Raw genomic sequence first — 26,026 nt, 5'->3', positions numbered from 1 at the left:
AGCCCCTTGCAGGTACACCGCTGCGCTGGCTGCCCTCCCGCTGCTTGGCGCGTCCGTCGTGTTAACGCATGCGGAAGCGCAAACCTCCATGCCCACCAGCCCGTCCACGTCATCGACCTCGCCGACAGGCTCGCATTTACCGGCGTCATCCACGACCGTGTCGACACCGGCATCGCGTGCGCCTGCTAGTCCGGCCGGTCCAGGCGCTCCGATGCCGACACGTGCCCCAGCCGAAGGCTCCGTACGCGGCGGTGGCGCGGAGGCCAGCGGTCTGGACCTCGGCGGAGGCATCTCGCCATCGGCAAGCGCCGCGGACGGATCGGCCACGCCGCAGGAGCTTTATCTGGATGTCACGATCAACGGCGAGGCCACGGGCCTGATCGCGCGTTTTGTGTCGCGCCACGGGCGACTCTCCGCCAGCGGACGTGATTTGCGCGACCTCGGTATTCTGACGGACCGCCTTGGCCTGACCGCACAGCCGGACGTCTCGCTCGATACGATCATCGGGCTGCGCTATACATTCGATGCGGCACGCCAGAGCGTGTCTCTGCAGGTGCCCGACGCGCTGCGTCAGCCAAATACCCTGAACGCTCGCGGTATATCGGCGCCCCCGACCGCTACGTCGCAGCGGGGGCTCGTCGTCAACTACGATATCTACAGCGAGGCCACACCGCGCTGGCGTACGTCGATGTTCGACGAATTTCGGTACTTCGCACCGTCCGGCGTCTTCAGTCTGACCGGCATCCTCGACATCAACGGTGGCCAGACCCGCTTCACGCGATATGACACCTCCTGGACGCGCTCGAAACAAGACAGCCTGTCGACCTTGCTGATGGGCGACACGTTGTCATCATCACTGGGGTGGTCGCGATCAGTACGGATGGGAGGTATCCAATGGCGGCGTAATTTCGCACTGCGTCCGGATCTCGTCACGTATCCGATTCCAAGCCTGCGCGGTACGACCGCGGTACCGTCGTCGGTGGACTTGTATATCAACGACATCCGGCAGTTCAGTTCGCAAGTGCCTACCGGCCCGTTCGTCCTGAACCAGGTGCCCGGTATTACAGGCGCGGGCGTGGCGACTGTCGTGACCCGCGACGCCCTTGGACGATCCGTTACCACCTCGGTGCCGCTGTATGTCGACACCCGACTGCTGGCCACCGGCTTGACCAGCTATTCGGTGGAAGCCGGCTTTCTCCGGCGGAATTACGGACTGTCATCGTTCGATTACGATACGCGGCCCGTGATCAGCGAAACCACCGCCTATGGCTACACCTCGGAAATCACGCTCAACAGCCATGCGGAAGTGTCGACCGGGCAAGGCGTGGTGGGGGCCGGTGGCCTGGTCCGACTCGGACAGGCGGGGGTGCTCAACGGCGCGTTGGCATTCAGCGCCGGACGCTATGCGGGCCAGCAGGTGGATCTCGGCTATCAACTGATTCGACCGAATTTCTCGATCAACGCGGAAACGATCCGCACCCTTGCCAATTACGGCGACATCGCCGCCCGAGAAGGCGATGTCGTGCCGACCGCACAGGACCGCGCGACCGTTTCCTTTCCATTTCTGAAACGACAGTCGCTGGCATTGAGTTATATCGGCTTGCGGCAAAGGACCGGACCACGCTCGCGGATCGGCTCCCTCTCCTACGTGGTGAACATCGGCACGATCGGCTCCGTGAATCTTTCGCTGTTCAAGGACTTCGGCGACCAACCCACCAATGGCTTTTTCGTTTCAGTGAACGTGGGTCTCGGAAGCAGTCGCGGCGGCGGCACCGGAACCTCGATCAACACGACAATGGGACGTCAGAATGGCGCGAATTCATACAACGTCAGCGCGAGCCGTCCATCCGATTACGCCGGCGGGTTTGGCTGGGCAGTGCAGCACGGCCGCGCGGGCACGCTGGGTTATGATCAAGGACAGGTCTCGTACATCGGTAATCCGGGCGAGGTCACTGCGGTGGCGCAATCGTTCCAGGGGCAGGTCAATACGTCGCTCGATCTCCAAGGCGCGGTCGTATTCATGGACGGCGCCGCATTGATGTCGCGCCGTATCGATGATGCATTCGCACTCGTATCGACCGATGGCGTGAAGGACATCCCGGTGCTGCATCAGAACAGGGTCATCGGCAACACGAATTCACGTGGCTTGCTGCTGATTCCAGACCTCAACGCATACCAGCATAATCAAGTCAGCATCGATGCGATGAAGCTCCCCGCTGATGCCAGGGTCGCAAGCACGGCCCTGGATCTGGTGCCGGAATCACGCACCGGCGTACTCGGGCGTTTCGGGATCGGGCACTACGACGCCGCATCAATCACGTTGGTCGATGAGAATCGCCTGCCGATCGCACCGGGCCTACGGGTAATCAACGAGGACAACGGCAAGGAGACGATCGTCGGATACGACGGTCAGACTTTCGTGGATGATCTGCGACCGACCAATCGTCTGCGGATTACCGATGGTCAGCGCAGTTGCGAGGTACGTTTCGACTACCAACGCGCCACTAATGGGGGATTGCAGGCAATTGGCCCCCTGGTATGTGGCGGCGGCGTAGGCAAGACGCCTCGTGCCGGACTCCCGACCGGGGCACAAGCGGAAAAGCAGGATGACAGCCCTGCCGTGCGGACAATGACGCCACGAAGTGAGATACCGCTCAGCGTGCGTGGAGCATTACGATGACGCCCCGCCGCGATTGGACGACTGTCATCGCTACGCTGATCGTCTTATTCGCGTGCGGCCTGTTGCCGCGCGTGGCGCAGGCGGAGACCTGTACGGCGACGCCGACCAACCTGACATTTTCCAACGTCAGCCCAATCTCGAAAGCCTCCGTGAATGGCACGGGCTCGATCCTGGTAAGTTGCACATGGAATAGCGTGACCCTGACACCGACGGTTCTCGTCTGCCTGGACTTGACGGCACCCTTGCCACGCACGCTGAGCGCGGGCAGCAATACCTTGGCGTATGGTCTTTATACGGACAACGCGCGGACGATCCCGTGGGGCGCGTCGACATTGAATACGACGCCGCTGACGGTCACGCTGGCCAAGCCGAGCAACGGTACGACCGCGTCCGCGACGCTGACCTACTACGGGCAGGTGACCGGTAATCAACCTACCGTCCCGACACTGAATGATGCAACGACAACCTATTCCCAAACGATCACGGCCGGGCAGACGGCATTGCGAGCAGGGTTCTATCTGTTAGGCGCGCCGTCCTGTAGCACTGCGGCCAGCAGCGGCACGTTCGGTTTCACCGTATCCGCCCCCGTGGTCAACAACTGCACGATCGCAACGACCAACGTCGCGTTTGCGGCTGCAACCGGACTGACAACGCCATTGACCACCACCGGCTCACTCAGCGTCACATGCACGAATAACGATGCCTACCGGATTTCGCTCAATGCAGGGACGAGCGGCAATATCGGTGCGCGCGTCATGCAATCGACAGCGGGCAACCGTATCAACTATCAGTTGTATTCCGATGCGGCGCGCACCGTGATCTGGGGAGACGGCACCACCGGGTCCGCCTATACCGCCGTCGGGACGGGGCTGGCGCAGACCGTTCCCGTCTATGGCGTCGTCCCTGCCCAGACCGCGCCACCGCCGGGTAGTTATACCGATACGATTACCGCGACCATTGTGTTCTGACAAACCGCTTGTATCGCGATATCCATCAGAACAAGACTGTCCAAAACCGTGCTAACGGCGTTGTACCGTCGGGAGCAACGGCAGCGCGAGCCGTGGGGTCCGCTGAGGTCGTAGTGACAATCCCATAGGGTTCGTCGAACTGGCAGCTTACCTTAGGCGCCGCATCGGCGCCTTGCCCTGTTCCGCTACTGGCCGACTTGCTGGAGGCCACCAAAGTCGTATTGCCCGACGTCGGCGGGTTAGCAACCACGGCAACGCCACTGGCGCCCGTTGATGCGCTCGTGGTACTTGCCGCGCCACTGGCGGCGATGGCGCCGGATGCATCGGCAGAATCGATCTGACAGCTTTGTTGAATCTTCAACGACACCTGAACGCTCGTGGTCATCACGCTGCCGTCCGCACGAGCATGGCTGCGCTGAGGCAACAAAGCCGCCACCACGATAACCGCCGCAGTCGCATGAAACCATGTCAAGGTCGCGAAGGCCGGGCGCGCCTGAAGCACTGCCCGGGGTGCGGCACCACGCGTCGCAGGTCGCGTTGGACCCACAACGGATAAAACAATAGCGCGTTTGCGGCGATAGGCGAAGGGAATCATGTTTGCAATCGGCAGAGAAATCCTCGTCGCAAAAGCGCGGGAAGGCGGCCGACCTGCCAGCCATGCAACACCCACGACAGCGACGACTTCCATGGGCTTACCTAGGATAACGGCACAAAATGACCGTTCTTGATTTTTGCGAGGATTCCCGTACCAGTGTTAGAATGCCGCTCTTGCTCGCCGGGGTGATGAAATTGGTAAACATAGCGGACTTAAAATCCGCCGCCGCAAGGCTTACGGGTTCAAGTCCCGTCCCCGGCACCACAGCAAAGTCAACGACCTAGCGCGACGCATCTTCACCTCCTATCGCGCACAGCAGGTATTTTCCCTTGATATTATTGACACGGCATTGATTGCTGGCGTTCGATGCGTCGATACCGACGCGAAGACATTGCGATTTGCCGGTAAGTTCGACCGCCATGATGGAATGAAAATGGCGCCGTGGAGAAAACAGAATGGGATTGTTTTCGGAACAACCATACGACGAAGGACTGCCGGGACCTGAACGTCGCCTGGCAATGATGGCCGTCATGACCGCTACCGCCATGGCGGTGCTCGACGGCTCGATCGTCAATATCGCGCTGCCCTCGATCGGCCGCGCGCTGCATGTCAGCCCTGCCGCCACGATATGGGTCGCCAACGGCTATCTGCTTACCGCCGCCATGACGCTGATCATGTTCGCCGCCCTCGCCTCACGCGTCGGATTTCGCGCGTTGTTCAGCGGCGGACTGGCCGTCTTCACCTTGGCATCGCTTGGCTGTGCCCTGTCGACGTCGCTCGACGTGCTAACCGCCATGCGCTTGCTGCAAGGCCTTGGCGGCGCAGCCATGCTAAGCATCGGCCCCGCGGTGTACCGTGTCGTCTTCCCTACTCGTCTGTTAGGCCGCATACTTGGTCTCAACGCGCTACTGGTAGCCGCCAGCACGGCGATCGGCCCGACGCTGGGCGGCACATTATTAACGGTGCTGGGCTGGCAATGGCTGTTCGCCATCAATGTGCCGCTGGGCGCCATTGCGATACTGCTTTCACTGCGCGCGATCCCGGATAACCGCACGCCGACGAGCGCGCCATTCGATGTCGCGGGTGCGGTATTGTCAGCGGTAGCGATGGGCGCGTTAATCATGGCAACGGATTCCTGCGCGCGTCTTGGCGAGCCCGCCACGTACATGCACACCGTTGCCACGGCCGGCGGCTATGCCGGCTTGGCCATCGTCTGCGGCATCTTGTTTGTTTTGCGGCAACGTCGTGCCCTACAGCCGTTGTTACCGCTTAACTTGTTTGCGTCCTCACGGTTCTCACTCGCGGCACTGACATCACTCGCTTCGTTCACCGGTCAGGGCATTACCTTCATCGCGCTGCCTTTCCTTTTCCAGAACGCTTACGGCTACGACGCCTTCATCTCCGCACTGCTTTTCACGCCCTGGCCAATCGGCATCGTCCTTGCCGCACCGCATGCAGGCCGACTGGCCGATCGCTACCCGCCGGCGGCGCTGTCCACGGCGGGCCTTTTCGTATTTACGATCGGCATGGTATTACTCTCGCTGCTGCCAATGCATGCCACACCGTGGGACATTGGCTGGCGGGCGCTCCTGTGTGGCATGGGCTTTGGCTTTTTCCAAAGCCCCAATAACCGCGAGATGCTGGGAAATGTGTCGCGCGCCCTCAGCGGCAACGCGTCTGGCGTACTAGCGGTGGTTCGAACATTCGGGCAATGTCTGGGAGCCGCCTTGGTGGCGATCGTACTGGCGATTTACACCACGCCGCGCTCGCATGATGCACATTCCGCCGCGGGCATCCCATCGCTGACGGACCTTGATGCCGCGCGGCAGGACGCGCACGCGATGCAGTTGTCGTTGCTGATCGCGGCCAGCGCGGGGCTGGTCGCAACGGTCATCAGCCTGACGCGGCTGCGTGCCAAGCCGGCAGGGTGATGGGCAGCCGTCAGTCGATCAGCCGGTTCTTGATCGCGTAGTAGGTCAGATCGGCATTGGTCGTCATCGCCATCTTTTCAAGAACGCGTGAGCGATAGGTGCTCACGGTCTTGACAGAAAGATGGAGCTCCTCGGCGATTTCGGTGGGAAGGCGACCTTGCGATAATTTACAAAAAATCTGAAATTCGCGCTCCGATAACGTTTCATGCGGCAACGCATCGTTTGGCTGCTCGAGCTTTCGCGCGAGGGCATCCGCAGTAGATTCCGACAGGTAGCGGTGACCGCGGGCGACCGTACGGATTGCTCGTAAAATCTCCGACGGCGGCACATCTTTCGCGACATAGCCGTTCGCGCCCGCACGCAACAGGCTGATGGCGTATTGTTTTTCCGGATAACCCGATAGCATCAGGACCGGCATGTCCGGACGAATTTGCTTGATGATACGAAGTGTATCGATGCCGTTCTTGTCAGGCATGGCAATGTCGAGCAGCACGACATCGAACGAGGTTTCGCGCACCCGTGCGATCGTGTCGTCGCCCGTCGCCGTTTCCGCCTTGACCCGCATATCCGGCTCGTCGGAAACGATTTGCGCGAGACCGCTGCGTACGATCGCGTGATCATCTGCGATCAGGATCTCAATCATCGAGGGCGCCATTCCGGTGGATAGACACCCATTCTAACGCGTCATCGTCCGCTTTGCCCGGACCGTCGAAACGGCAAAAACCGGCAGTGGCAATCGCCACACCGGTCATTGACATAAAAGAATTATCCGACCTCACGTGCCGACAACATCACGTCAGATGGCTGTCAGTGGTGGTTTTCCTTCGCACCGTCATCCGGGTCGAGAAAGTCTGCCATGTCATCCGCATGTTCTTCCTCTACAGCGAGGATCGTTTCAAACACGCGACGTGTAGTCGGGTCTTTTTCACCCAGATAAGCAATGATTTCCCGGTACGTATCAATTGCAATACGCTCGGCAACCAGGTTTTCACGAATCATATCGTTCAGAGACTCACCCTCGACATATTCCGAATGCGAACGTGTCAACAGGCCTTCTGGCGAAAAATTCGGCTCACCTCCTAATTGGACAATGCGTTCCGCAAGCATGTCAGCGTGTTCTTGCTCCTCGTTTGCATGCTCTAGAAACTCAGCAGCAACCGGTTCAGCATGAATGCCCTTTGCCATGAAGTAGTGGCGCTTGTAACGGAGGGTACAAACGATTTCCGTCGCCAACGACTCATTCAGCAGCTTCAAGACCGTTTCACGGTTCGCAGCGTATGACTCCGTCACGGCGCCATTCTTGATGTGTTCACGCGCCCGGCGGCGAATCGTGTCCAAATCGATCGAAAAATCGTCTTTGCCCGGTTGTGTGGGGCTGGCCTGCTTTACTTGCTTCAGTGCGCTAACCATTATTTCTCCTCGACTCTGTCGGTATTCCGTTATCCGACGCTCCCGGGTTGAACCCGCCGGGTGCGGCCTGGTAACACTTGAGCAAGCAACGCGCCTGCTCAGAAACCGCAATGACATGCTGCGCTAATCGACAATCTTTTTGGCCACCGTGAAACCGAGCAGCAAAAAGATAACAAACAGCACCAAGAACAATACAAATAGGAATTTCGCTATGCTCGCGGCCCCCGCTGCAATCCCGGTGAAACCGAAGACCCCAGCCACCAAGGCGATGACAGCGAATATCAATGCCCATTTCAGCATCGTGTACCCCCTTATTGGTTTTTTTGATCGATTGTTCGAACAATGCGCTCATCTTAAGCAGGATGAGACGTTGCGAAAATCGGCCGTTTGCCAGTTCTTATGTGGGAATACGCCGACAGCGAGACAATCCGCCGCTCGCTATCCACGCAGGCAATAAGGCGGTACGTTGAAAAATAGTAAGAATCTTCTTACCTGGATATCAGCGGCAACCGACAGCACATCCCACGTCTTTACTATACGATTTACTTACATTCATCTGCGCACGATTCTTGCTTAAATCGCGGAACTGAACGGTTGGATGTGTTGTGGTTTGAGGTCGAAGCCCCTCTTGATGACCCTCGAACGATCAAAAGGTCGGCTGCCGACAACGCGGACCCATGCGTCTCTCCAAGATTCAGGGATCGTTGATTTACCAACAATAACAGGAAGAGGAACTCATCATGAAGCGTATCGTCGCCCTACTGCTGCTCTCCGCTACGGCTATGTCCATGCTGGCCGGATGCAATACCATGGCTGGCGCTGGCCAGGATATTTCAGCTGGTGGAAACGCGCTGACAAATTCGGCAGAGAAGAGCAAGTAATTACCTGCCGTTTCGCGGGCGGTACATCATCGGATCACGCGACAATATTGGCAGATGCGTCTTCGATTTCACCGGACGCAGATGAAAAAAGCACGCCACGGCGTGCTTTTTTTTCTGAACGCCTGACAAGAAGCAGTGGCAGACCGATGCCGTTGCTTCCGCCCTGATCGAGGCAGGCGATGCCCCATTAGGCAAATCAAGCCGGCGCTGCATCCCCTTTCCGCGGCCGACGCACGCGACCAGCATGGCGCTCCAATTCTTGTACCCGCAACGCCAATTCGTTCAAATCCGCAGCGTCAGATAGGTATGCGGCCTCGCGCGCTTCACGTCGGACCGCGGCACGGCGAAACAGTAGCGCGACAAGTTGATCCAACAGTTTCATGGGAGGTTCCAGGTCAGTACCGTTTATTCAGGGTTAACCCTATTATAGGGTATTCCCTATCGCTCGACTCATCCTGACCCAGACAATCCACCCTCTGTTTTGTAACATTGTTTTTTGTCCGCTACACAGTAATGACACCCTGTACGGCGATGTTAGCTGGTTTTCCTGACGTCTTTCCTCTTCCTGGCAAGCGCTTCGGTGCATTTTCGTCACTGTCTCGGGCTTCATTCAGTACGGTCTTACGGAAGGTCATCGTCGTGGCCCGGAGCCCGCAAATACGGCATTCGGCTTGCCGCGACGCAGACGTTTGTGTATTGTCTGCGTAACAACGCGCAGGGGTCCTGCGGCCAATCTAAACTGGCCGACGGTGAGAAATACCCTTCGAACCTGATCTGGGTAATGCCAGCGAAGGAAGCGCTTTGGTCGAGGAAAAGTGGCAGTGACGGACGGTGAGAACGGAGCGGGTCGAGCGAGTTGGGTTCTCCTTGCGCCGCACATCGCATCGTGCGCTCAACCCGCACAGGCACCACGCCCCTCCCGTCCACCGCGCGCCCTTCTCGGCCCTCACCGCGGTCAATTCGATCCCCACGTCTCTCCCCGCGCCGCGTGCGGCCGCCTGACGCATTCTTGCGTTCAGTCGCGCCGCGAAAAACGCTGCCGGCGTTCGAGCGCATCCGCTTCGTCCGCGCCTGTCAGCGTCGCTCAACCGATTTGACGCCGACGGCATCGTCGGCGTACCTTGCATAGAACGGAGCCTCACGATGCACGCCAAAGTCGATTTTCATTCCGCCGACGCCCACGTCGACGCGGCAGCCGTTGCGCCGCTGCCAAATTCACGCAAGATTTATGTGACAGGCTCCCGCCCAGACCTGCGTGTGCCGATGCGCGAGATCAGCCAGTCGGATACCCCCGCCAGCTTTGGCGCCGAGCCGAATCCTCCGATCTATGTCTATGACACATCCGGTTCCTACACCGACGGGACTATTCCGATCGACGTACGCCAAGGCTTGCCGGCGCTGCGCGCCGGTTGGATCGAAGAACGCGGTGACACTGAATGGCTTACCGCCCTGTCGAGCGTCTTCAGTCGGGAACGTGCAGCCGATTCCCGCACCACCGCCCTACGATTCCCCGGTCTCCAACGTCAACCCCGACGCGGCCGGGCCGGCGCAAACGTCACGCAGATGCACTATGCGCGCCAGGGCATCGTGACACCCGAGATGGAATTCGTCGCCATCCGGGAGAATCAGAATCGCGAAGCGTACCTCGCCACGCTGCGGGCGGCGGGGCCGACCGGTGAAAAAATGGCAACGTTGCTTGGTCGCCAACATCCCGGTCAGGCGTTCGGCGCGGCCGCCGTGGGCGGACCGGCTGCGCTCCCTGGCGGCCTGCGCGCCATCACGCCTGAGTTCGTGCGTGACGAGATCGCACGCGGCAGAGCCGTCCTGCCGAACAACATCAACCACCCGGAAAGTGAGCCGATGATCATCGGTCGAAACTTTCTCGTAAAGATCAACGCGAACATCGGGAACTCCGCGGTGACGTCGTCGATCGGTGAGGAGGTCGACAAGATGACATGGGCGACCCGCTGGGGCGCAGACACGGTGATGGACCTGTCCACCGGCAAGCACATCCATGAAACGCGCGAATGGATTCTGCGTAACAGTCCGGTACCCATCGGTACGGTGCCCATCTACCAAGCGCTGGAAAAAGTGGACGGCAAGGCAGAGGCGCTGACCTGGGAAATTTTTCGCGACACGCTGATTGAACAGGCCGAGCAAGGGGTCGACTACTTCACCATTCATGCGGGCGTGCTGTTGCGGTATGTTCCGATGACGGCGTCGCGCATGACGGGCATTGTTTCCCGAGGCGGTTCGATCATGGCCAAATGGTGCCTCGCGCATCACCGGGAAAGCTTTATATATGAACACTTCGAGGACATCTGCGAGATCATGAAGGCGTACGACGTCAGCTTCTCCCTCGGCGACGGCCTGCGCCCGGGATCGATCTACGACGCGAATGACGAAGCGCAACTGAGCGAACTGCGTACGCTGGGCGAGTTGACGCAAGTGGCTTGGCGCCATGACGTGCAGACCATCATCGAAGGCCCCGGGCACGTGCCGATGCAGTTGATCAAGGAAAACATGGACCTGCAACTGGAGGCCTGCCATGAAGCCCCGTTCTATACTTTGGGGCCACTTACGACGGATATCGCGCCTGGCTACGACCACATCACCTCGGGTATCGGCGCGGCGAACATTGGCTGGTACGGCACGGCGATGCTGTGCTACGTCACGCCCAAGGAACACCTCGGGCTGCCGAATAAAGAAGATGTCAAGGAAGGCATCATTACCTATAAGCTCGCCGCCCATGCGGCGGATCTTGCGAAGGGGCATCCCGGCGCCCAGATCCGGGACAATGCCTTGTCCAAGGCACGATTTGAATTTCGCTGGGAGGATCAGTTCAATCTGGGCCTCGATCCGGACAAGGCGCGGTTGTTCCACGACGAAACGTTACCAAAGGATTCGGCCAAGGTCGCCCACTTCTGCTCGATGTGCGGCCCCCATTTCTGTTCGATGAAGATCACTCAGGACGTGCGGGCTTATGCCGCGGAGCAAGGTCTTTCCGATCAGGACGCACTGCAGCAAGGCATGACCACGAAAGCAATTGAGTTCGTCCGCAAGGGTAGTGAGATTTATCACGCTACCTGAGCAAAATATACGACTCTATATCCAGGACCATTTATTGCTTATGCATCTGTGTGTGAGGACGACCGCGTCTGGTCGACCTGCGTCTCGCCAGGTGCATCGGCAATCGCCCGCCACTTTGACAAGCCAACGGTCCACTATCCGTCTGGACGGCCTCGACACAATCAAATTAAAAATCGTCGTCAGGAAGACAGGAGTGGAAGATGAAAGTACATCCAGACAGCGCGGCTTCGACGGTCATCGTTGAACCGATGGCGCACGCCAATGTTGATGCCGCACAGCAGAACAAACAGGCCGGCGCACGCAGCGCGCGGCGGATCGCCGCTGGAATCGTTGCCGCGACGTTGATTGCCAGTTTGACGGCCTGCGGCGGCATGACGACACGTCAGCGTGACACCGCCATTGGTGCAGGCGTCGGCGGCGCGGCGGGAGCGGCGCTGGGCGGCGGCGTGCTGGGTACCGTCGGTGGCGCGGCGGCAGGCGGCTTTATCGGCAACCAAGTCGGTAAATAAGCAGGCGCCATCGGCGTACAATGGAAGTGTTGGAGGCCTGCCGTATTTAGGTAAGATCTGCGGGGTGGGTCCACCGGACGGCGTGGCTATCCGGTGGACCCAGTGTCCTACTTCCTGGGAGGGGCGGCGTTTGCCGCCCTTTATTATTGAGCGGTTCACGTTCGCTGCCATGTCTTCCTCCGCTCCACCTCGTATCGTGTTGGCGCCTGCTGACTATCATTTCACGGCCATTCGCGCGCAAGGCGCCGGCGGTCAGAACGTTAACAAAGTCTCCAGCGCCGTCGTCCTGCACTTCGACATTTCTGCATCGTCGCTACCCGAAGCCGTCAAGGGGCGGTTGCTCGAATTACCCGATCGTCGCATTACGCGCAACGGATTGCTGTTGATCAAGGCGCAAACGCAGCGCCATCAAGAAGCCAATCGGATCGACGCGCTTGACCGCCTGCACGCGCTGATCGCATCGGTCTGGTATGCACCAACACCACGCCGCGTCACTCGACCTTCTCATGGCAGCGTGCGGCGCCGCCTGGAAGAAAAAACCCACCGCGCGAAGACAAAGGCGCAACGCGGACAAGTCACTCTAGACTGAGCGCCCCTTGCCAGATCGGCTCACATTGTCTCAATGCTGATCCAGCGGTGCCCGGTCAAGACGAAATGCTTTAGACTTGCGCAAAGAGAATGCTGCGACATCGCGCCCTTGCCCGATGATGCATTGCGGCACTGCCTGGTCTATGCGCTATTCGGTCGAAATAAGAAAGTTCCTCTACAGTCAGCACCTGTTCAGCGGATTACGGATATCGCTCGGCATCGTCCTGCCCGGCATCGTGATGCTTTTCGTCTTCGACGCGCAGGCCCTCGCGTTCACAGTGGCCAGCGGCGCCATTGCCGCCAGCGTCGTGGACTTGCCCGGCCCGCTGAAGTACAAGCATAACGAAATGCTGGCATGCTCGGTGCTGGGCTTCCTGTCCGCCCTTGTGACCGGCATCGCGACCGCCAACCCGCTGACGCTCTGGCTAACGGTGGTACCGCTGACGTTCGTGTTGTCAATGATCGTCATGCTGGGAGCGAAAGGCCCGCAGATCAGTTTTGCGTCCCTATACATGATGATCACGACGCTAGAGCAGCATCTCACGCCGCTCGGCGCCTTGGTCAATGCATCGTGGATGCTCGCTGGTAGCCTCTGGTATACCTATTGGAGCTATTCGCTGAGTCGGCTCCAGATCGATCGCATCGAACGCCAGGTTCTGGGAGAGTCGATATTCTCGATCGCCGAGTACTTGCGGGCACGCGCCAGGTTTTATGACGCGTCCAGCAGTCTGGAAGATGCCTATTCGGATCTAGTGGACAAGCAGATCGCCACGGTCGAGCAACAAGACGCGGCGCGCGATATCGTCTTGCGGCGCTTGCCCCGCCTGAAGCGTAGCGATGGCGATCCACGGCGTGTGAGGCTGTTCAACCTGTTCATCGATGCGGTAGACCTGCACGAGACCGCCATCAGCGCCCACACGGACTATGCGTTGCTGCGCAATACGTTTGGTGACGACAACCCCGATCTCCTGGTCTTTTTCCACGACTTGCTGGAGAAATGCGCGGACGATTTGCAGGAAATTGGTTTAGCGATCCTGCAGGACCGCGCGTCCGTGCAACGGGTGCGAAACCGCGCCGAATTGCGCGCGATTGAATACGAGATCGACAAGATGCGACGCCGGAACTTTCCGGCACGCGATTCCGAAGCCTACGCGGCCATCTCCGCCAGCTTCCGTCGCGTGTGGACCGTAGCGCGGATGATCGACCGCCTGCATCGCCGCACGCGAGAAACCGAGGACGGCGACAAGAACGAAACGGTCATGCGGGTGGACCAGACGCTGTCGCGCTTTCTCGACAGCCGCCGGATAACGGCCGCGCAGTTGCTGTCGAACCTGAACATGACCTCCCCGCCATTTCGCCACGCGCTGCGGGTGACATTGGGCGTGGCCGCGGCACTCGCGCTGGGCAAGCTGATGCAGGCGCTCTTCCCGTTGACCAACAGTTACTGGATCGTCCTCACCACCGTCATCATTCTGAAGCCGGGCTTCTCGCTGACCCGGCAACGCAATACGCAACGGATCTTCGGCACCGTTCTGGGATGTACCGCAAGCGTCTTGTTCCTGCATTTCTTCCATAGCCCTCCGTTGATTCTGGCGGTCACCTTCGCCTGCATGCTCATGGCTTACTCGCTGCTGCTGATCAATTACGCCGCCGCGGTCGTCTTCATCTCGTCCTATGTGTTACTGCTCTACCACTTATTGGCGCCAGTAGGCATGCGTCTGATCGGCGAACGCGCGGTGGACACGATCGTCGGATGCATGATCGCCGTTGGCATCAGTTACCTGTTCGCCAATTGGGAGTATCGGCTGATGGGGCCGACCGTGAAGGCGGCATTGAAAGCGATCCGTGACTACCTGGATGCGGTGCGCCAAGCGAATGCGAAATTGCGGGCGCCGGACCTCACATCCACTCAGCGCCAGGCGCAAGCGTTGGACCGTGACTATCAATTCCGCCTGGCCCGAAAGGTTGTTCACACGACGCATGCAAACCTCGGCCAGGCGTTTCGCCGCATGATGCGTGAACCAAAATCGAAGCGGATCTATGTGGCCGAGCTGAATGACCTGATTGTCCAGTGTCACACACTGGCATCGCATATCACCGCCGCGGCGCCGCTGATGGCGAGCGCCGGCGTTGCCGCATTGCCTGCTGGGTCAGGTCACACATTGTCCGAGCGTGCGGCATCGCAACGTGCGCGCGGGACCATTGATGCGGACAAGGACGCCATCAGTGGGGAGACCAGCACGACACCCGTGTCATTGGAGCCGCCGGCGTTGCGCGCGGCACTCGACGCCATCAGCCATCACCTCGCCGCCGCCGAGGCGGCAACCCTGGAACAGCCGGCGCCCAGGCTCCCGGGCGTGCCGCCGATCGGCGTGGATGCCGAGGCAAACCGGGCAATCAGCCGGGCACTGGACGAGATGGGCGTGGCGGCCGACACGATCGAGGCCAGCGGGGTCGATCCCGCGATGACCGAGGAACGGGTCAACGACATCAAGCTGCTGGTGTATCAAACCAAGCAGATGCTACGCGCGGCGCTGCTGTTGCGGCGTAATGCGGCGGCCATCCACCTGCCGCTGGCTACAACGGACATGCCGCCTCTCGAAACACCATCCGAACAGGCGCCGATGCCCGTGGCGTCCGTCGCGACCGGTGGCCCCGGTGACTCGCCCCCGGCCCGCGCGTCGACGAGGGCCGTCGAGTCGATCGACGCCGCCGAAACGGCGGCACCGGCCGTGACGACCATGCAACCGCCGGCAGTCATTCCCCCGCGCTGAGCGCCATGAACGTCGCGTCGTAAGCGGCCTACGTCTCACGCACCGGCAGCGCGGTCGAATATTTGATCTGCTCGATGGCAAAATGTGTTGTCATGCTACGCACAGTAATCGCGTCTTCGAGTTTGGCCAGGATTTTCCTGAAATCATCGATGCCGGCCACGGCGAGCCGCAACAGGTAATCGCTGTCGCCCGTCATCCGATAGACCTCCACCACCTCGGGCACCTGCGCAATGACCGCGATAAATTTTTCGGCCCATTCGGCGCAATGACGATCGCTCGAGACATTGACGAACGCAGTCGTCCCGACGCCCAAGGCACTTGCATCGCATAACGTCACCTGGCGCCGGATCACACCGGAGCGTTTCAAGCGCTGTACGCGTTTCCAGCACGGCGTCTGCGTCAGGCACACATGCTGTGCCAGCTCCGACAGGGGCATAGACGCATCCCGTTGCAGCAATTCCAAAATGCGTTTATCCGTGGCATCGAATCTCATCGCCTCATCCCCTTGTTTGATGTGAACATTTTTTACCAAACCTTGTTATTTGGAGGAAGCCCTTGCTCCATTTGGGACCCGTCGGAATTGCACGCACTGAAGCGCATACAGGATTCCGCGGCGATGACATTGCTGATAAATGCCGCAATAACATCGTTTTTCTTTTTCTTTATTAGAGATAATTGAAAATAAATGCTGCCGATGCTGCACAATCTTAAAAATGGATAGGAATCACTTTATCTGCACACCGTCTCGCCACGCACGATGTCACTGCCGCCATAAGACGTTGTGCCGCGGAACGGCGTTTTTAATCGCTGTCATCACGCTTGCCCTGGTTTCACTGTAATTTATTGCAAAGGGGGAACAATGGACGATCCAGTTAGAGTTCCGTAGGATTTGTGGTTTGCATGCGGATTTCCGCATCCTGCGCGAAAAAGCAAGGGTCGCGTGCTCGCCCGACATAGTCGATTGATTGACCGGCGGTCAAGCGCCAAAAGAAATAAACAACACGATTTGCGATGGACGAAAAAACGCCTGATCCGAACCCTCAACGGCCCGTCGCTTCACCGGACTCGTCGCTGCCTCCCAAGGTTGCGCCACGTATCTCCGAGGGATCTTTCCCGCCGCCGCCGCCCGATCGCCCCCCCACCTCCTCCCGCCGCCGAATCGGCTGGATTATCGGCGGGACGCTGCTGGTACTCGTCATCGCCTTGATCGTCTGGCACCCATGGGGAGCACATGGCGGTCATGGCGGCCCTGATGCGCTTGGACCACCCGGTGGTCCGCCGGGTGGTCCGGGGCCTGGCGGCCCGGGTGGTGGGCGACACGGTGGTCCGATGGCGGCGAACCAGACGCAAGCGGTTCGCGTGGCAAAAGCCACCATTGGGGAAATCCCCGTGGTTTTCAATGCCCTCGGTACGGTCACGCCACTGGCGACCGTCACGGTGCACTCGCAGATTTCGGGCAATCTGATGAAGATTGGCTTCACCGAAGGACAGCACGTCAAGCAAGGCGATTTCCTCGCCCAGGTCGATCCACGCCCGTACGAGATCCAATTGCGCCAGGCGGAAGGCACGCTGCGCAAGGACCAGGCGCTGCTGCGCCAGGCACGGCTGGATCTGCAGCGCTACAAGACACTGGTGGAGCAGGACTCGGTCGCGCGTCAGACCTATGACTCCCAGGTGTCCCTGGTTCAGCAGTACGAAGGCACGGTGCAGTCGGATCAGGCATCGGTCGACACTTACAAGCTTGATCTCGTGTATGCCCGCGTGACGGCGCCCGTCTCGGGTCGCGTCGGCTTGCGTCAGGTCGACATCGGCAACTACGTGACGACCAGTGATACGAATGGCCTGGTCGTTATCACGCAGACCCAGCCGATGAGCGTGATCTTCACGCTGCCGGAGGACAACATCCCGGCGGTGATGGACGGTATGTCGCGTGATGGCAAGCTGTCCGCGTCGGCCTTCGATCGCACGGACTCGCACCAGATCGCACTGGGTTCACTGGCAACCCTGGATAACCAAATCGACACCACCACGGGCACTGTCAAACTACGCGCCATGTTCGCCAATCAGGACGAGAAACTGTTCCCGAACCAGTTCGTCAATATCCGGCTGTTGGTCAATGTCATCCGCAATGCGACGATCGTTCCCAGCTCGGCGGTGCAGACCGGCTCGATCGGCTCCTATGTCTATCTGGTGAAGCCCGACGACACCGTTACCGTGCGCAAGATCACGATCGGTCAGGTGGACGGGGAACGCACGCAAGTGACACAGGGCCTAACGCCCGGCGACACGGTCGTGACCGATGGCGTCGACCGCTTGCGCGAAGGCGCGAAGGTCGCACCGAGCGACCTCAGCGGCGGCGCGTCAACATCGGGCGCATCCGGGGCCGCCACGGCGTCGGACGCGGCGACCGCATCGGCGGCCTCCGGCACGCATGCCGCGCACCGTCATCGCCACGCCGCGTCGGATTCGTCCGCGGCCAATACCGCGCCCGCCGATACGCTGTCACGCCGTAACGCATGAATCCGTCACGCATCTTCATCCTGCGCCCGGTCGGCACCGCGCTGCTCATGGCGGCGATCATGCTGGCCGGCCTCCTCGGGCTGCATTTCCTGCCGGTTTCGGCATTACCGCAAGTCGAATACCCGACTATCCAGGTCCAGACGCTCTACCCCGGCGCCAGTCCCGAGGTGATGACCACCTCGGTGACAGCGCCGCTGGAACGCCAGTTCGGCCAAATGTCGAGCTTGAACCAGATGTACTCGCAGAGTTCCGCGGGCGCTTCGGTGATCACGTTGCAGTTTGCGCTGGACCTGCCGATCGACATCGCGGAACAGGAAGTCCAGGCAGCCATCAACGCCGCCAACAACCTGTTGCCCTCGGATCTGCCCGCGCCCCCTATCTACGCGAAGGTCAATCCGGCCGACGCGCCCATCATGACCCTGGCATTGACGTCCAAGACGCTGCCGCTATCGAAGGTTGAAGATCTGGCCGACACGCGAATGGCACAGAAGATCTCGCAGGTAGGCGGCGTCGGTCTGGTCAGCGTTGGGGGTGGGCTGCGTCCCTCAGTCCGCATCCAGGCCAATCCGCGCGCGCTGGCCGCCTACGGCCTGAACCTCGATGACCTTCGCACGACGCTGGCAAACCTGAACGTCAATACGCCAAAAGGGTCGTTCGACGGCCCCACCCGCTCTTACACGATCAATGCAAACGATCAACTGCGCGATCCGGCCGAATACGACAAGTCCGTGATCGCCTATCGTAGTGGCCGCCCGGTGATGCTGCGCGACGTGGCCACCGTCACGTCCGGTCCGGAAAATCGCTACCTAGGCGCCTGGATGAACGGCACGCCGGCGATCATCATGAATATCCAGCGCCAGCCGAGCGCGAACGTGATCCAGACGGCGCAGGGTATTCAGGCGCTGCTGCCCAAACTGAAGGCCACGCTGCCCGCCGATATCGATGTGCATGTGCTCAGCGACCAGACAGGGTCGATCAAGGCTTCGGTACGGGACGTGCAGTACGAACTCCTGCTGTCGATCCTCCTCGTCGTCGCCGTGATTTATGTGTTCCTCGGCAGTGTGACGGCGACGCTGATTCCGTCTTTGTCGGTACCGTTGTCGCTGGTCGGCACGCTGGGCGTCATGTACCTGTTCGGCTTTTCGCTGGACAATCTGTCGTTGATGGCATTGACGATTGCCACGGGCTTCGTCGTCGATGACGCAATCGTCATGATCGAGAACATCGCACGCTTCGTCGAAGAGGGAGACACCCCGCTGCACGCGGCGCTGAAGGGGGCGCGGCAGATCGGCTTCACGATCATCTCGCTGACGGTGTCGTTGCTCGCGGTGCTGATACCGCTGCTGTTCATGGGCGACGTCGTCGGCCGCCTGTTCTATGAATTCGCAGTGACGCTGGCCGTGACGATCGTCATTTCCGCGATCGTGTCGTTGACGCTGGTGCCGATGATGTGCGCCAAGCTTCTGCGGCCGGCGCCCTCCCATGACCGCGATGCCGATGGCGCCCCGTTACCGCGCCGGCGTTCGCGCTTCGAGGAAGCGTCGCATCGCACATTCGATCGGATGATCGGTGGCTATGACCGGATGCTGAAGGTGGTACTCGATCACCAGCCATTGACCCTGCTGGTCGCGGTATTGACGCTGGCGCTGACCGTCATTTTGTATATTGTCGTGCCGAAGGGGTTTTTCCCGGTGCAGGATACCGGGCAGATCCAGGGCACATCGGTCGCCGGCCAGTCGATCTCCTTTCAGGCGATGGCCGAACGACAACAGGCCCTGGCCGATGTGATTCTGAAAGATCCTGATGTCGAGAATCTTTCTTCTTACGTCGGCGTGGACGGCACCAACGTCACACTGAACAGCGGCCGGTTCCTGATCAACCTGAAACCGCGCGACGACCGTACCGCCACCGCATCCGAGATCATCCGACGTATCAACACCGCCGCCGCTCAGGTCGCCGGCATCTCGCTATATATGCAACCGGTGCAGGATCTGTCGATCGAGTCGAGCAGCGGGTTGACCCAGTACCAGTTCATCTTGCAGAACACGAACGCGGCCTTGTTCGACACCTGGGTACCCAAGTTGATCGACAAGCTGGCGGTCTCGCCTGCGCTAGCCGACGTCAGCAGCAATTTGCAGCAAAAGGGCAAGGCAGTTTATATCGATATCGACCGCGCCACCGCGGCGCGGTTCGGCATCACGCCCGCCACCGTCGACAACGTGCTGTACGACGCGTTCGGCCAGCGTATCGTCTCGACGATCTATACTCAGTCGAACCAGTACCGCGTGATTCTCGAGGCCATGCCATCGCTGCAAACCAGCATCGCCGCGTTGGGTTCCTTGCACCTGCCCTCGTCCAGCGGCAGCACTTCGCAGGTACCGCTGTCGGCGATCGCGACCTTCCGCGAACAGGATGCGCCGCTGCTGGTCAGCCATTTGGGACAGTTCCCGGCGGCCACCATCGCGTTCAACCTCGCGCCGGGCGCATCCCTTGGGGAGGCGGTGAAGGCGATCAAGCAAGCCGAGTCGGAACTGAACCTGCCGGGTTCGTTCACAACGAATTTCCAGGGTGCGGCACTGGCGTTCCAGTCGTCGCTGGGTAACGAGCTGTTCCTGTTACTCGCAGCGGTTGTCGCGATGTATATCGTCCTGGGCGTGTTGTATGAAAGCTTCATTCATCCAATCACAATTCTGTCAACGCTGCCGTCGGCCGGTGTCGGCGCGCTATTGGCACTGATGCTGACCGGCAACGACCTCGACATCATCGCGATCATCGGCATCGTGCTGTTGATCGGGATCGTGAAGAAAAACGCGATCATGATGATCGACTTCGCGCTGGATGCCGAACGCGAGGAAGGTTTGAGCCCGCGGGAAGCCATTCATCGCGCTTGCCTGCTCCGCTTCCGTCCGATTCTGATGACGACGATGGCCGCACTGCTTGCCGGCCTGCCGTTGATGCTTGGTTCCGGCTCGGGCTCCGAATTGCGGCAACCGCTGGGGGTGACGATCGTCGGCGGCCTGATCGTCAGCCAGTTGCTGACGCTGTTCACCACGCCGGTGATCTATCTGTGGTTCGACCGGATCGGCGTGCGCCTGCGCCGCCGCTTCGGGGCCGACGGCAAGCATGACGATCAAGACGGCATGCGCAAGCAGGGTCGGGACGGCAGCGGCAATGACGACTTCCCGAGTGGACGGGACGCACGATGAACATGTCGCGGCTTTTCATCATGCGGCCGATCGGCACGACGTTGCTAGCCTTGGGCATCGCGCTGGCCGGGATGTTCGCGTTCCTGAAGCTGCCGGTCGCGCCATTGCCGCAGGTGGACATGCCGACGATCGTCGTGCAGGCGCAGATGGCCGGTGCGAGTCCGGAAACCATGGCGACCAGCGTCGCCGCGCCGCTCGAACGTCGGTTGGGCGCCATTGCCGATGTCTCCGAAATGACGTCGATGAGCAATACCGGCCAGACGCGCGTCATCCTGCAGTTCAACTTGAGCCGCGACATCAATGGCGCGGCGCGTGATGTTCAGGCCGCCATCAATGCCGCGCGCGCCGATCTGCCGACGAGCCTGCGCTCGAATCCGACGTATCGGAAATTCAATCCCGCGTCGGCGCCGATCCTGCTGGTGGGATTGTCGTCTAACACATTGTCCGCCGGCCAGCTATACGACAAGGCCGATACCGAGGTTGCACAAGCGTTGCTGCAGATCGAGGGCGTGGGCGATGTGGACATTGCCGGCAGTGCCCTGCCCGCAGTGCGCGCCGAAATGGACCCGCAGAAGCTATTCCATTACGGCATCAGCTTCGAGGACGTCCGCGCCGCGCTTGCCGCCGCCAATGCCAACAGCCCAAAAGGCGGTTTCGATGTCGGCGCGCAGCGCTATCAGGTCTATACGAACGACCAGGCGACCAAGGCCGCGCAGTATCGGGACATGGTCGTGGCCTACCGCAACAATGCGCCAATCCGGCTGAGTGACCTCGGTCGCGTGGTGGATTCGGTAGAGGATGTCAATAATCTCGGGATGTCGAATGGCCGCAACGCGGTGATCCTGATCGTCTTCCCGCAGCCCGGCGCGAATTTGATCGACACGGTGAAACGCATCCGCGAACGGATGCCGTCGCTGACCGCGGGGCTCCCGAGCGACGTCGATGTCAAGGTCACGCAGGACCGGACCACGACGATTCAGGCGTCGTTGCACGATACGGAATTGACCCTGATCGTCGCCGTCATTCTGGTGGTCCTGGTCGTGTTCGCCTTCCTGCAGGATTGGCGCGCGGTGGTCATCCCGGCCGTCGCCGTGCCGATTTCGATCATCGGCACGTTTGGTGCGATGTACCTGCTCGGCTATTCGCTCGACCTTCTGTCCCTGATGGCGTTGACGATCGCCACCGGCTTTGTTGTCGACGATGCAATTGTCGTTCTCGAAAACATCGCGCGGCATGTCGAACGCGGCATGCCGCGACGCGCCGCCGCGTTGCTCGGGGCGCAGGAAATCGGACCGACCGTGCTGTCGATCACATTGTCCCTGGTCGCTGTCTTCCTACCGATACTGCTGATGTCTGGCATCGTCGGTCGGCTCTTCCGCGAATTCGCGGTCACGCTGGCGATATCGATTGGCATTTCCATGCTGGTCTCCCTGACCGTCACGCCGATGATGTGCGCGTTGCTGATCTCGCACCGCAAGCCAGGCGAGCAAGAGAACCCGGGATTCTGGCGACGTTGTGGCAATACGCTGAACCGCTGGGGTGCGAAATGCGTCGATTGGTATGCCGAGACGCTGATCTGGTCGCTCGATCACCGGAAAACGATCTTGCTGATCCTGGTCGCCACCGTCGGCCTGAATTTCTATATGTATGTGAAGATACCAAAAGGCTTCTTCCCCGATGAAGATACCGGGCGCCTGATCGGTGGCATCCAGGCCGACCAGAACGTCTCCTTCCAGGCGATGCAGGGTAAATTCCGGGAAGTGATGGCAATCGTCCAGGCGGACCCCGCCGTGCTCAATGTCGTGGGCTCCACGGGTGGCACCGGATCGCAGACGAACGGTGGCCGCGTATTTGTCGAGCTGAAGCCCCGCGCGCGGCGTGACGTCAGCGCAAGCGAAGTCATTGCGCGACTGCGGCCCAAGCTGGACAAGGTCGCGGGTATCCGGCTGTTCCTGCAATCGGCGCAGGATATCCGCACGGGCGGCCGTCAGAGTAACGCCATGTACCAGTACACATTGCTCGGCGACTCGACCACGGAGCTGTACACATGGACCAATAAGCTCGTGACGGCGCTACAGGCCAAGCCGGAACTCGCGGACGTGAATTCCGATCTGCAACAAAAGGGGCTCGAGAGCGACATCACGATCGATCGCGCTACGGCCGCACGCTTCGGTATTCAACCGGCACAGATCGATAACACGCTGTACGACGCGTTCGGGCAACGCCAGGTATCCACGATCTACAACGCGATGAATCAGTATCACGTGATCCTGACCGTCGACAGTAAATATTGGCAAAGCCCTGACATCCTGAAGCAGATCTATATCAGCACATCGGGCAACACCAGCGGAACCAGCAGCACGAACTCGACGCTGGACTCGACCGGAACGTCGTCATCATCCGGCGCCTCGACACAGTCAAGCAGCAGCACGACCGGTGCCGATTCGATCACCTCGCAACAGACCGCGCTGGCGAGCGCCGTGCAGAACCAGGCGACCAATTCGATCACGTCGACGGGTAACAGCAGTTCGTCCACCGGCTCAGCCGTCAGTACGTCGAAGGAAACGATGGTGCCGTTGTCCGCGATCGCGCACTTCAGCATCGGCAACACCCCCTTGTCGGTGAATCATCAGGGCCAATTCGTGGCGACCACCATCTCGTTCAACTTGCCGGTGGGCGGCAACCTGGCCAATGCGATCACCTTGATACAGCAGACGATGCAGGAAATCGGGGTGCCGGGGACGATTCAGGGGTCGGCTGCCGGAACGGCGATGACGGCGCAACAGTCGCAATCGGATATGCCACTACTGATTCTGGCCGCCATCGCCGCCGTATATATCGTGCTGGGCATTCTCTACGAGAGCTATCTGCATCCGGTGACGATTCTGTCGACGCTGCCGTCAGCGGGCATTGGCGCGCTGCTCGCGTTGCGGCTTTTCAATATCGATTTCGGCATCATCGCGTTGATCGGCGTGATTCTACTGATCGGCATCGTCAAGAAGAACGCGATCATGATGATCGACTTTGCCATCAGCGCCGCCCGCATTCCAGGCACCGATGCCCGGACCGCCATCTACCAGGCATGTCGACTGCGATTCCGGCCGATCATGATGACCACCTTGGCGGCCATCCTCGGCGCCGTGCCATTGACACTGACGCTGGGGGAAGGCTCGGAGATGCGCCAGCCCCTGGGCGTGTCGATCGTCGGCGGCCTGATCGTCAGTCAGGTGTTGACGCTGTACACCACGCCGGTGGTCTACCTGGTATTGGAGCGCGCCAAGGCACGCACACACGCCTGGCGCGATCGTCGGCGCCGCAAACGGGATCAGCGCCGTCGCGACATGCTGGCGTCGGACTGACGCGATCACGTTTCTAAAGCCGTGTGGCGCAAAGGGCTAACCGCGCGCGTCACGCAATCGGCTGCGATTTCGAGCGACAATGCGGCTATTCCCTCAGCCCGCGCGGGACCGCAGCGTCGATCGTCGCCACGCGACGCCGTCAACGCGGCATGACGCGGCGGGCGAGCGCAACAGGACGATCGAATCGATGAGCACCGCCCCCAGCACCAGCCAGGCAGTTTGTTCGCTTCCTACCAACCGGCCAGACCCATACCATGCCACCGGCGTACCGGAGGCATCGCCACTGCCACCCGCCGCGGCGTCACGTCAAGTTGCCGATCCATCGGGCGAGCCGGCGCATGCCAGCGTGCCGCGTTGCGTCGACATCCTGATCATCGGCGCAGGACCGGTGGGTCTATTCGCCGCGTTTCAGGCGGGCGTGCTCGGGTTGTCGTGCGAAATCGTCGAGGCGTTGGATGAACCGGGCGGCCAATGCACGGAGCTGTATCCGGACAAACCGATCTTCGACATCCCCGCGCTCCCCATCTGCACGGCGCGTGAGCTTGTGTCGCGTTTGTTGGAACAAGCGCGCCCTTTCGGCGCCGCCATTCATCTCGGCCAGCAAGCGCGGACCTTGCAAGCCGTGCCAGCCACGCCCCCTGTCGCCACGTCCACTGCAGCGGATCCGGCACTGACGGAAATCGCCGGCACACATCACATCGTCGTCCAGACCGACCGTGGGCTGACCTTTCACGCAGCGGCAGTGCTCCTCTGCGCGGGGAATGGCGCCTTCGTGCCGCAACGCATATCAGGGCCGGCCGCACAGACCGCGGAAGCATTGGAAGGTCACGCCGTGCATTACGCGGTCCGCGATATCGCGCGTTTTCGCGGTCAGCGCGTGGTAATTGCCGGAGGGGGCGATTCAGCGCTTGACTGGGCTCTCGCCTTGCGCGACGTGGCCAGTACGTTGACGCTCGTCCATCGCCGTGACACGTTCAGGGCTGCCGACGCGTCCGTTGCGGCGCTGCGCGCGGCCGTCGCGCGCGGTGATATCGCATTGCGGATTGGTACGATCGGCAATCTGCATACGGCACCAGCGGAGCCCTCCGAGACTGGCAATACCAGTGACACCGCCCAGATCTTGTCGGCCATCACCTTGAAGGAACGCGACGGCGATCATACGATTGCGTCGGACCAGTTGCTGGTGCTGTACGGGCTGGTTGCCGCACTCGGCCCCATCGCCGATTGGGGTCTCGACATCGCAGGCGGCCGGACGACCGTCGATCCGCTGCATTTCCAAACATCGATACCTCGCGTGTACGCGGCAGGTGATATCGCCGGCTACGGCAACAAACAGAAACTGATTCTTTCCGGTTTTCACGAAGCCGCACTGGCACTGCGACACGCCTATCGCCATGCCCGCCCGGAAAAGACACGGACCCACATCCACTCGAGCTATGACGCGCGGCTCGCGGCCATCATCCAGCAGAAGGACGCACCCGCCACAGGCATGTCCACACGCTAGCGCGCTGAATT

Annotated in this window: 18 protein-coding genes, 1 tRNA gene and 1 riboswitch; of the genes, 13 read left to right on the top strand and 6 right to left on the bottom strand. The window is 60.5% G+C overall.

Annotated elements, in window-relative coordinates:
- Positions 1 to 211 precede the first annotated feature (211 nt).
- Both SJQ66_RS21550 and SJQ66_RS21545 read left to right on the top strand, forming a co-directional pair.
- Positions 212 to 2,680 (top strand): fimbria/pilus outer membrane usher protein, encoded by a 2,469-nt coding sequence (locus SJQ66_RS21550; protein ID WP_162199088.1) that lies wholly within the window; start codon positions 212 to 214, stop codon positions 2,678 to 2,680.
- Complete coding sequence (locus tag SJQ66_RS21545; protein WP_024902348.1) at positions 2,677 to 3,648, top strand: Csu type fimbrial protein; 972 nt, start codon at positions 2,677 to 2,679, stop codon at positions 3,646 to 3,648. The genes SJQ66_RS21550 and SJQ66_RS21545 overlap by 4 nt, the downstream gene beginning before the upstream one ends.
- A gap of 25 nt (positions 3,649 to 3,673) precedes the next feature.
- Here SJQ66_RS21545 and SJQ66_RS21540 read toward each other — a convergent pair whose 3' ends face one another.
- Positions 3,674 to 4,336, bottom strand: a complete 663-nt coding sequence (locus tag SJQ66_RS21540) for a hypothetical protein (RefSeq protein WP_320535324.1) — start codon at positions 4,334 to 4,336, stop codon at positions 3,674 to 3,676.
- 86 nt (positions 4,337 to 4,422) lie between these two features.
- On the opposite strand from SJQ66_RS21540, the gene SJQ66_RS21535 reads away from it, so the two are divergent.
- Positions 4,423 to 4,507, top strand: a tRNA-Leu gene (locus tag SJQ66_RS21535).
- A 191-nt stretch (positions 4,508 to 4,698) separates the two neighbouring features.
- The gene (locus tag SJQ66_RS21530; protein ID WP_320535323.1) at positions 4,699 to 6,174 is read left to right on the top strand and encodes an MFS transporter; all 1,476 of its coding nucleotides are present in this window, start codon (positions 4,699 to 4,701) and stop codon (positions 6,172 to 6,174) included.
- A 10-nt stretch (positions 6,175 to 6,184) separates the two neighbouring features.
- On the opposite strand, the gene SJQ66_RS21525 is transcribed toward SJQ66_RS21530, so the two are convergent.
- The 3 genes from SJQ66_RS21525 to SJQ66_RS21515 form a co-directional block, all read right to left on the bottom strand.
- Entirely contained in the window at positions 6,185 to 6,817 is a 633-nt protein-coding gene (locus SJQ66_RS21525) for a response regulator (RefSeq protein ID WP_024902345.1), read from the bottom strand.
- Positions 6,818 to 6,981: 164 nt separating this feature from the next.
- Positions 6,982 to 7,584, bottom strand: coding sequence for a ferritin-like domain-containing protein (locus SJQ66_RS21520; RefSeq protein ID WP_024902344.1), 603 nt, complete (start codon positions 7,582 to 7,584; stop codon positions 6,982 to 6,984).
- Between the two features lie 123 nt (positions 7,585 to 7,707).
- On the bottom strand, positions 7,708 to 7,884 hold the full coding sequence (locus tag SJQ66_RS21515) for a DUF1328 family protein (protein ID WP_024902343.1): 177 nt from the start codon (positions 7,882 to 7,884) through the stop codon (positions 7,708 to 7,710).
- Between the two features lie 440 nt (positions 7,885 to 8,324).
- On the opposite strand from SJQ66_RS21515, the gene SJQ66_RS21510 reads away from it, so the two are divergent.
- Entirely contained in the window at positions 8,325 to 8,465 is a 141-nt protein-coding gene (locus SJQ66_RS21510) for an entericidin A/B family lipoprotein (protein WP_024902342.1), read from the top strand.
- A gap of 196 nt (positions 8,466 to 8,661) precedes the next feature.
- On the opposite strand, the gene SJQ66_RS21505 is transcribed toward SJQ66_RS21510, so the two are convergent.
- Complete coding sequence (locus SJQ66_RS21505) at positions 8,662 to 8,847, bottom strand: hypothetical protein (RefSeq protein ID WP_024902340.1); 186 nt, start codon at positions 8,845 to 8,847, stop codon at positions 8,662 to 8,664.
- 324 nt (positions 8,848 to 9,171) lie between these two features.
- A riboswitch (TPP riboswitch) is annotated at positions 9,172 to 9,278 on the top strand.
- Between the two features lie 330 nt (positions 9,279 to 9,608).
- Between SJQ66_RS21505 and thiC the strand changes: the two genes are divergently transcribed.
- The 4 genes from thiC to SJQ66_RS21485 all read left to right on the top strand — a co-directional run bounded on the left by thiC (position 9,609) and on the right by SJQ66_RS21485 (position 15,426).
- A complete protein-coding gene (thiC, locus tag SJQ66_RS21500; RefSeq protein WP_024902339.1) occupies positions 9,609 to 11,555 on the top strand; it encodes a phosphomethylpyrimidine synthase ThiC in 1,947 nt (648 codons plus the stop codon).
- A 248-nt stretch (positions 11,556 to 11,803) separates the two neighbouring features.
- Positions 11,804 to 12,064, top strand: coding sequence for a glycine zipper 2TM domain-containing protein (locus tag SJQ66_RS21495; protein WP_157684930.1), 261 nt, complete (start codon positions 11,804 to 11,806; stop codon positions 12,062 to 12,064).
- A 169-nt stretch (positions 12,065 to 12,233) separates the two neighbouring features.
- Positions 12,234 to 12,653, top strand: a complete 420-nt coding sequence (arfB, locus tag SJQ66_RS21490; protein ID WP_024902337.1) for an alternative ribosome rescue aminoacyl-tRNA hydrolase ArfB — start codon at positions 12,234 to 12,236, stop codon at positions 12,651 to 12,653.
- A gap of 142 nt (positions 12,654 to 12,795) precedes the next feature.
- On the top strand, positions 12,796 to 15,426 hold the full coding sequence (locus tag SJQ66_RS21485) for an FUSC family protein (protein WP_320535322.1): 2,631 nt from the start codon (positions 12,796 to 12,798) through the stop codon (positions 15,424 to 15,426).
- Positions 15,427 to 15,454: 28 nt separating this feature from the next.
- Here SJQ66_RS21485 and SJQ66_RS21480 read toward each other — a convergent pair whose 3' ends face one another.
- On the bottom strand, positions 15,455 to 15,919 hold the full coding sequence (locus SJQ66_RS21480) for an Lrp/AsnC family transcriptional regulator (protein WP_024902335.1): 465 nt from the start codon (positions 15,917 to 15,919) through the stop codon (positions 15,455 to 15,457).
- 518 nt (positions 15,920 to 16,437) lie between these two features.
- On the opposite strand from SJQ66_RS21480, the gene SJQ66_RS21475 reads away from it, so the two are divergent.
- The 4 genes from SJQ66_RS21475 (at position 16,438) to SJQ66_RS21460 (ending at position 26,015) form a co-directional block, all read left to right on the top strand.
- On the top strand, positions 16,438 to 17,946 hold the full coding sequence (locus SJQ66_RS21475; RefSeq protein WP_320535321.1) for an MdtA/MuxA family multidrug efflux RND transporter periplasmic adaptor subunit: 1,509 nt from the start codon (positions 16,438 to 16,440) through the stop codon (positions 17,944 to 17,946).
- Positions 17,943 to 21,152, top strand: a complete 3,210-nt coding sequence (locus SJQ66_RS21470) for an MdtB/MuxB family multidrug efflux RND transporter permease subunit (protein ID WP_024902333.1) — start codon at positions 17,943 to 17,945, stop codon at positions 21,150 to 21,152. The genes SJQ66_RS21475 and SJQ66_RS21470 overlap by 4 nt, the downstream gene beginning before the upstream one ends.
- Positions 21,149 to 24,511, top strand: coding sequence for an efflux RND transporter permease subunit (locus tag SJQ66_RS21465; protein ID WP_046153458.1), 3,363 nt, complete (start codon positions 21,149 to 21,151; stop codon positions 24,509 to 24,511). Before SJQ66_RS21470 ends, SJQ66_RS21465 begins: the two co-directional genes overlap by 4 nt.
- 187 nt (positions 24,512 to 24,698) lie before the next feature.
- A complete protein-coding gene (locus SJQ66_RS21460) occupies positions 24,699 to 26,015 on the top strand; it encodes an NAD(P)/FAD-dependent oxidoreductase (RefSeq protein WP_082102888.1) in 1,317 nt (438 codons plus the stop codon).
- Positions 26,016 to 26,026 lie beyond the last annotated feature (11 nt).

Origin of the sequence: Robbsia andropogonis (assembly GCF_034047095.1) — a bacterium.
GTDB classification, from domain to species: Bacteria; Pseudomonadota; Gammaproteobacteria; order Burkholderiales; family Burkholderiaceae; genus Robbsia; species Robbsia andropogonis.
Note: the sequence above shows the minus strand (reverse complement) of the source record. Positions and strands in the feature narration are given on the sequence as shown.

Excerpts from the sequence above, each read along its gene's own strand:
- SJQ66_RS21470 (WP_024902333.1), top strand. The coding sequence starts at position 17,943 with ATGAATCCGTCACGCATCTTCATCCTGCGCCCGGTCGGCACCGCGCTG.
- SJQ66_RS21465 (WP_046153458.1), top strand. The coding sequence starts at position 21,149 with ATGAACATGTCGCGGCTTTTCATCATGCGGCCGATCGGCACGACGTTG.
- SJQ66_RS21520 (WP_024902344.1), bottom strand. The coding sequence starts at position 7,584 with ATGGTTAGCGCACTGAAGCAAGTAAAGCAGGCCAGCCCCACACAACCG.
- SJQ66_RS21505 (WP_024902340.1), bottom strand. The coding sequence starts at position 8,847 with ATGAAACTGTTGGATCAACTTGTCGCGCTACTGTTTCGCCGTGCCGCG.
- SJQ66_RS21485 (WP_320535322.1), top strand. The coding sequence starts at position 12,796 with ATGCGCTATTCGGTCGAAATAAGAAAGTTCCTCTACAGTCAGCACCTG.
- arfB (WP_024902337.1), top strand. The coding sequence starts at position 12,234 with ATGTCTTCCTCCGCTCCACCTCGTATCGTGTTGGCGCCTGCTGACTAT.
- SJQ66_RS21550 (WP_162199088.1), top strand. The coding sequence starts at position 212 with ATGCCGACACGTGCCCCAGCCGAAGGCTCCGTACGCGGCGGTGGCGCG.
- SJQ66_RS21515 (WP_024902343.1), bottom strand. The coding sequence starts at position 7,884 with ATGCTGAAATGGGCATTGATATTCGCTGTCATCGCCTTGGTGGCTGGG.
- SJQ66_RS21540 (WP_320535324.1), bottom strand. The coding sequence starts at position 4,336 with ATGGAAGTCGTCGCTGTCGTGGGTGTTGCATGGCTGGCAGGTCGGCCG.
- SJQ66_RS21495 (WP_157684930.1), top strand. The coding sequence starts at position 11,804 with ATGGCGCACGCCAATGTTGATGCCGCACAGCAGAACAAACAGGCCGGC.
- SJQ66_RS21460 (WP_082102888.1), top strand. The coding sequence starts at position 24,699 with ATGAGCACCGCCCCCAGCACCAGCCAGGCAGTTTGTTCGCTTCCTACC.
- SJQ66_RS21530 (WP_320535323.1), top strand. The coding sequence starts at position 4,699 with ATGGGATTGTTTTCGGAACAACCATACGACGAAGGACTGCCGGGACCT.
- SJQ66_RS21545 (WP_024902348.1), top strand. The coding sequence starts at position 2,677 with ATGACGCCCCGCCGCGATTGGACGACTGTCATCGCTACGCTGATCGTC.
- thiC (WP_024902339.1), top strand. The coding sequence starts at position 9,609 with ATGCACGCCAAAGTCGATTTTCATTCCGCCGACGCCCACGTCGACGCG.
- SJQ66_RS21475 (WP_320535321.1), top strand. The coding sequence starts at position 16,438 with ATGGACGAAAAAACGCCTGATCCGAACCCTCAACGGCCCGTCGCTTCA.
- SJQ66_RS21510 (WP_024902342.1), top strand. The coding sequence starts at position 8,325 with ATGAAGCGTATCGTCGCCCTACTGCTGCTCTCCGCTACGGCTATGTCC.
- SJQ66_RS21480 (WP_024902335.1), bottom strand. The coding sequence starts at position 15,919 with ATGAGATTCGATGCCACGGATAAACGCATTTTGGAATTGCTGCAACGG.
- SJQ66_RS21525 (WP_024902345.1), bottom strand. The coding sequence starts at position 6,817 with ATGATTGAGATCCTGATCGCAGATGATCACGCGATCGTACGCAGCGGT.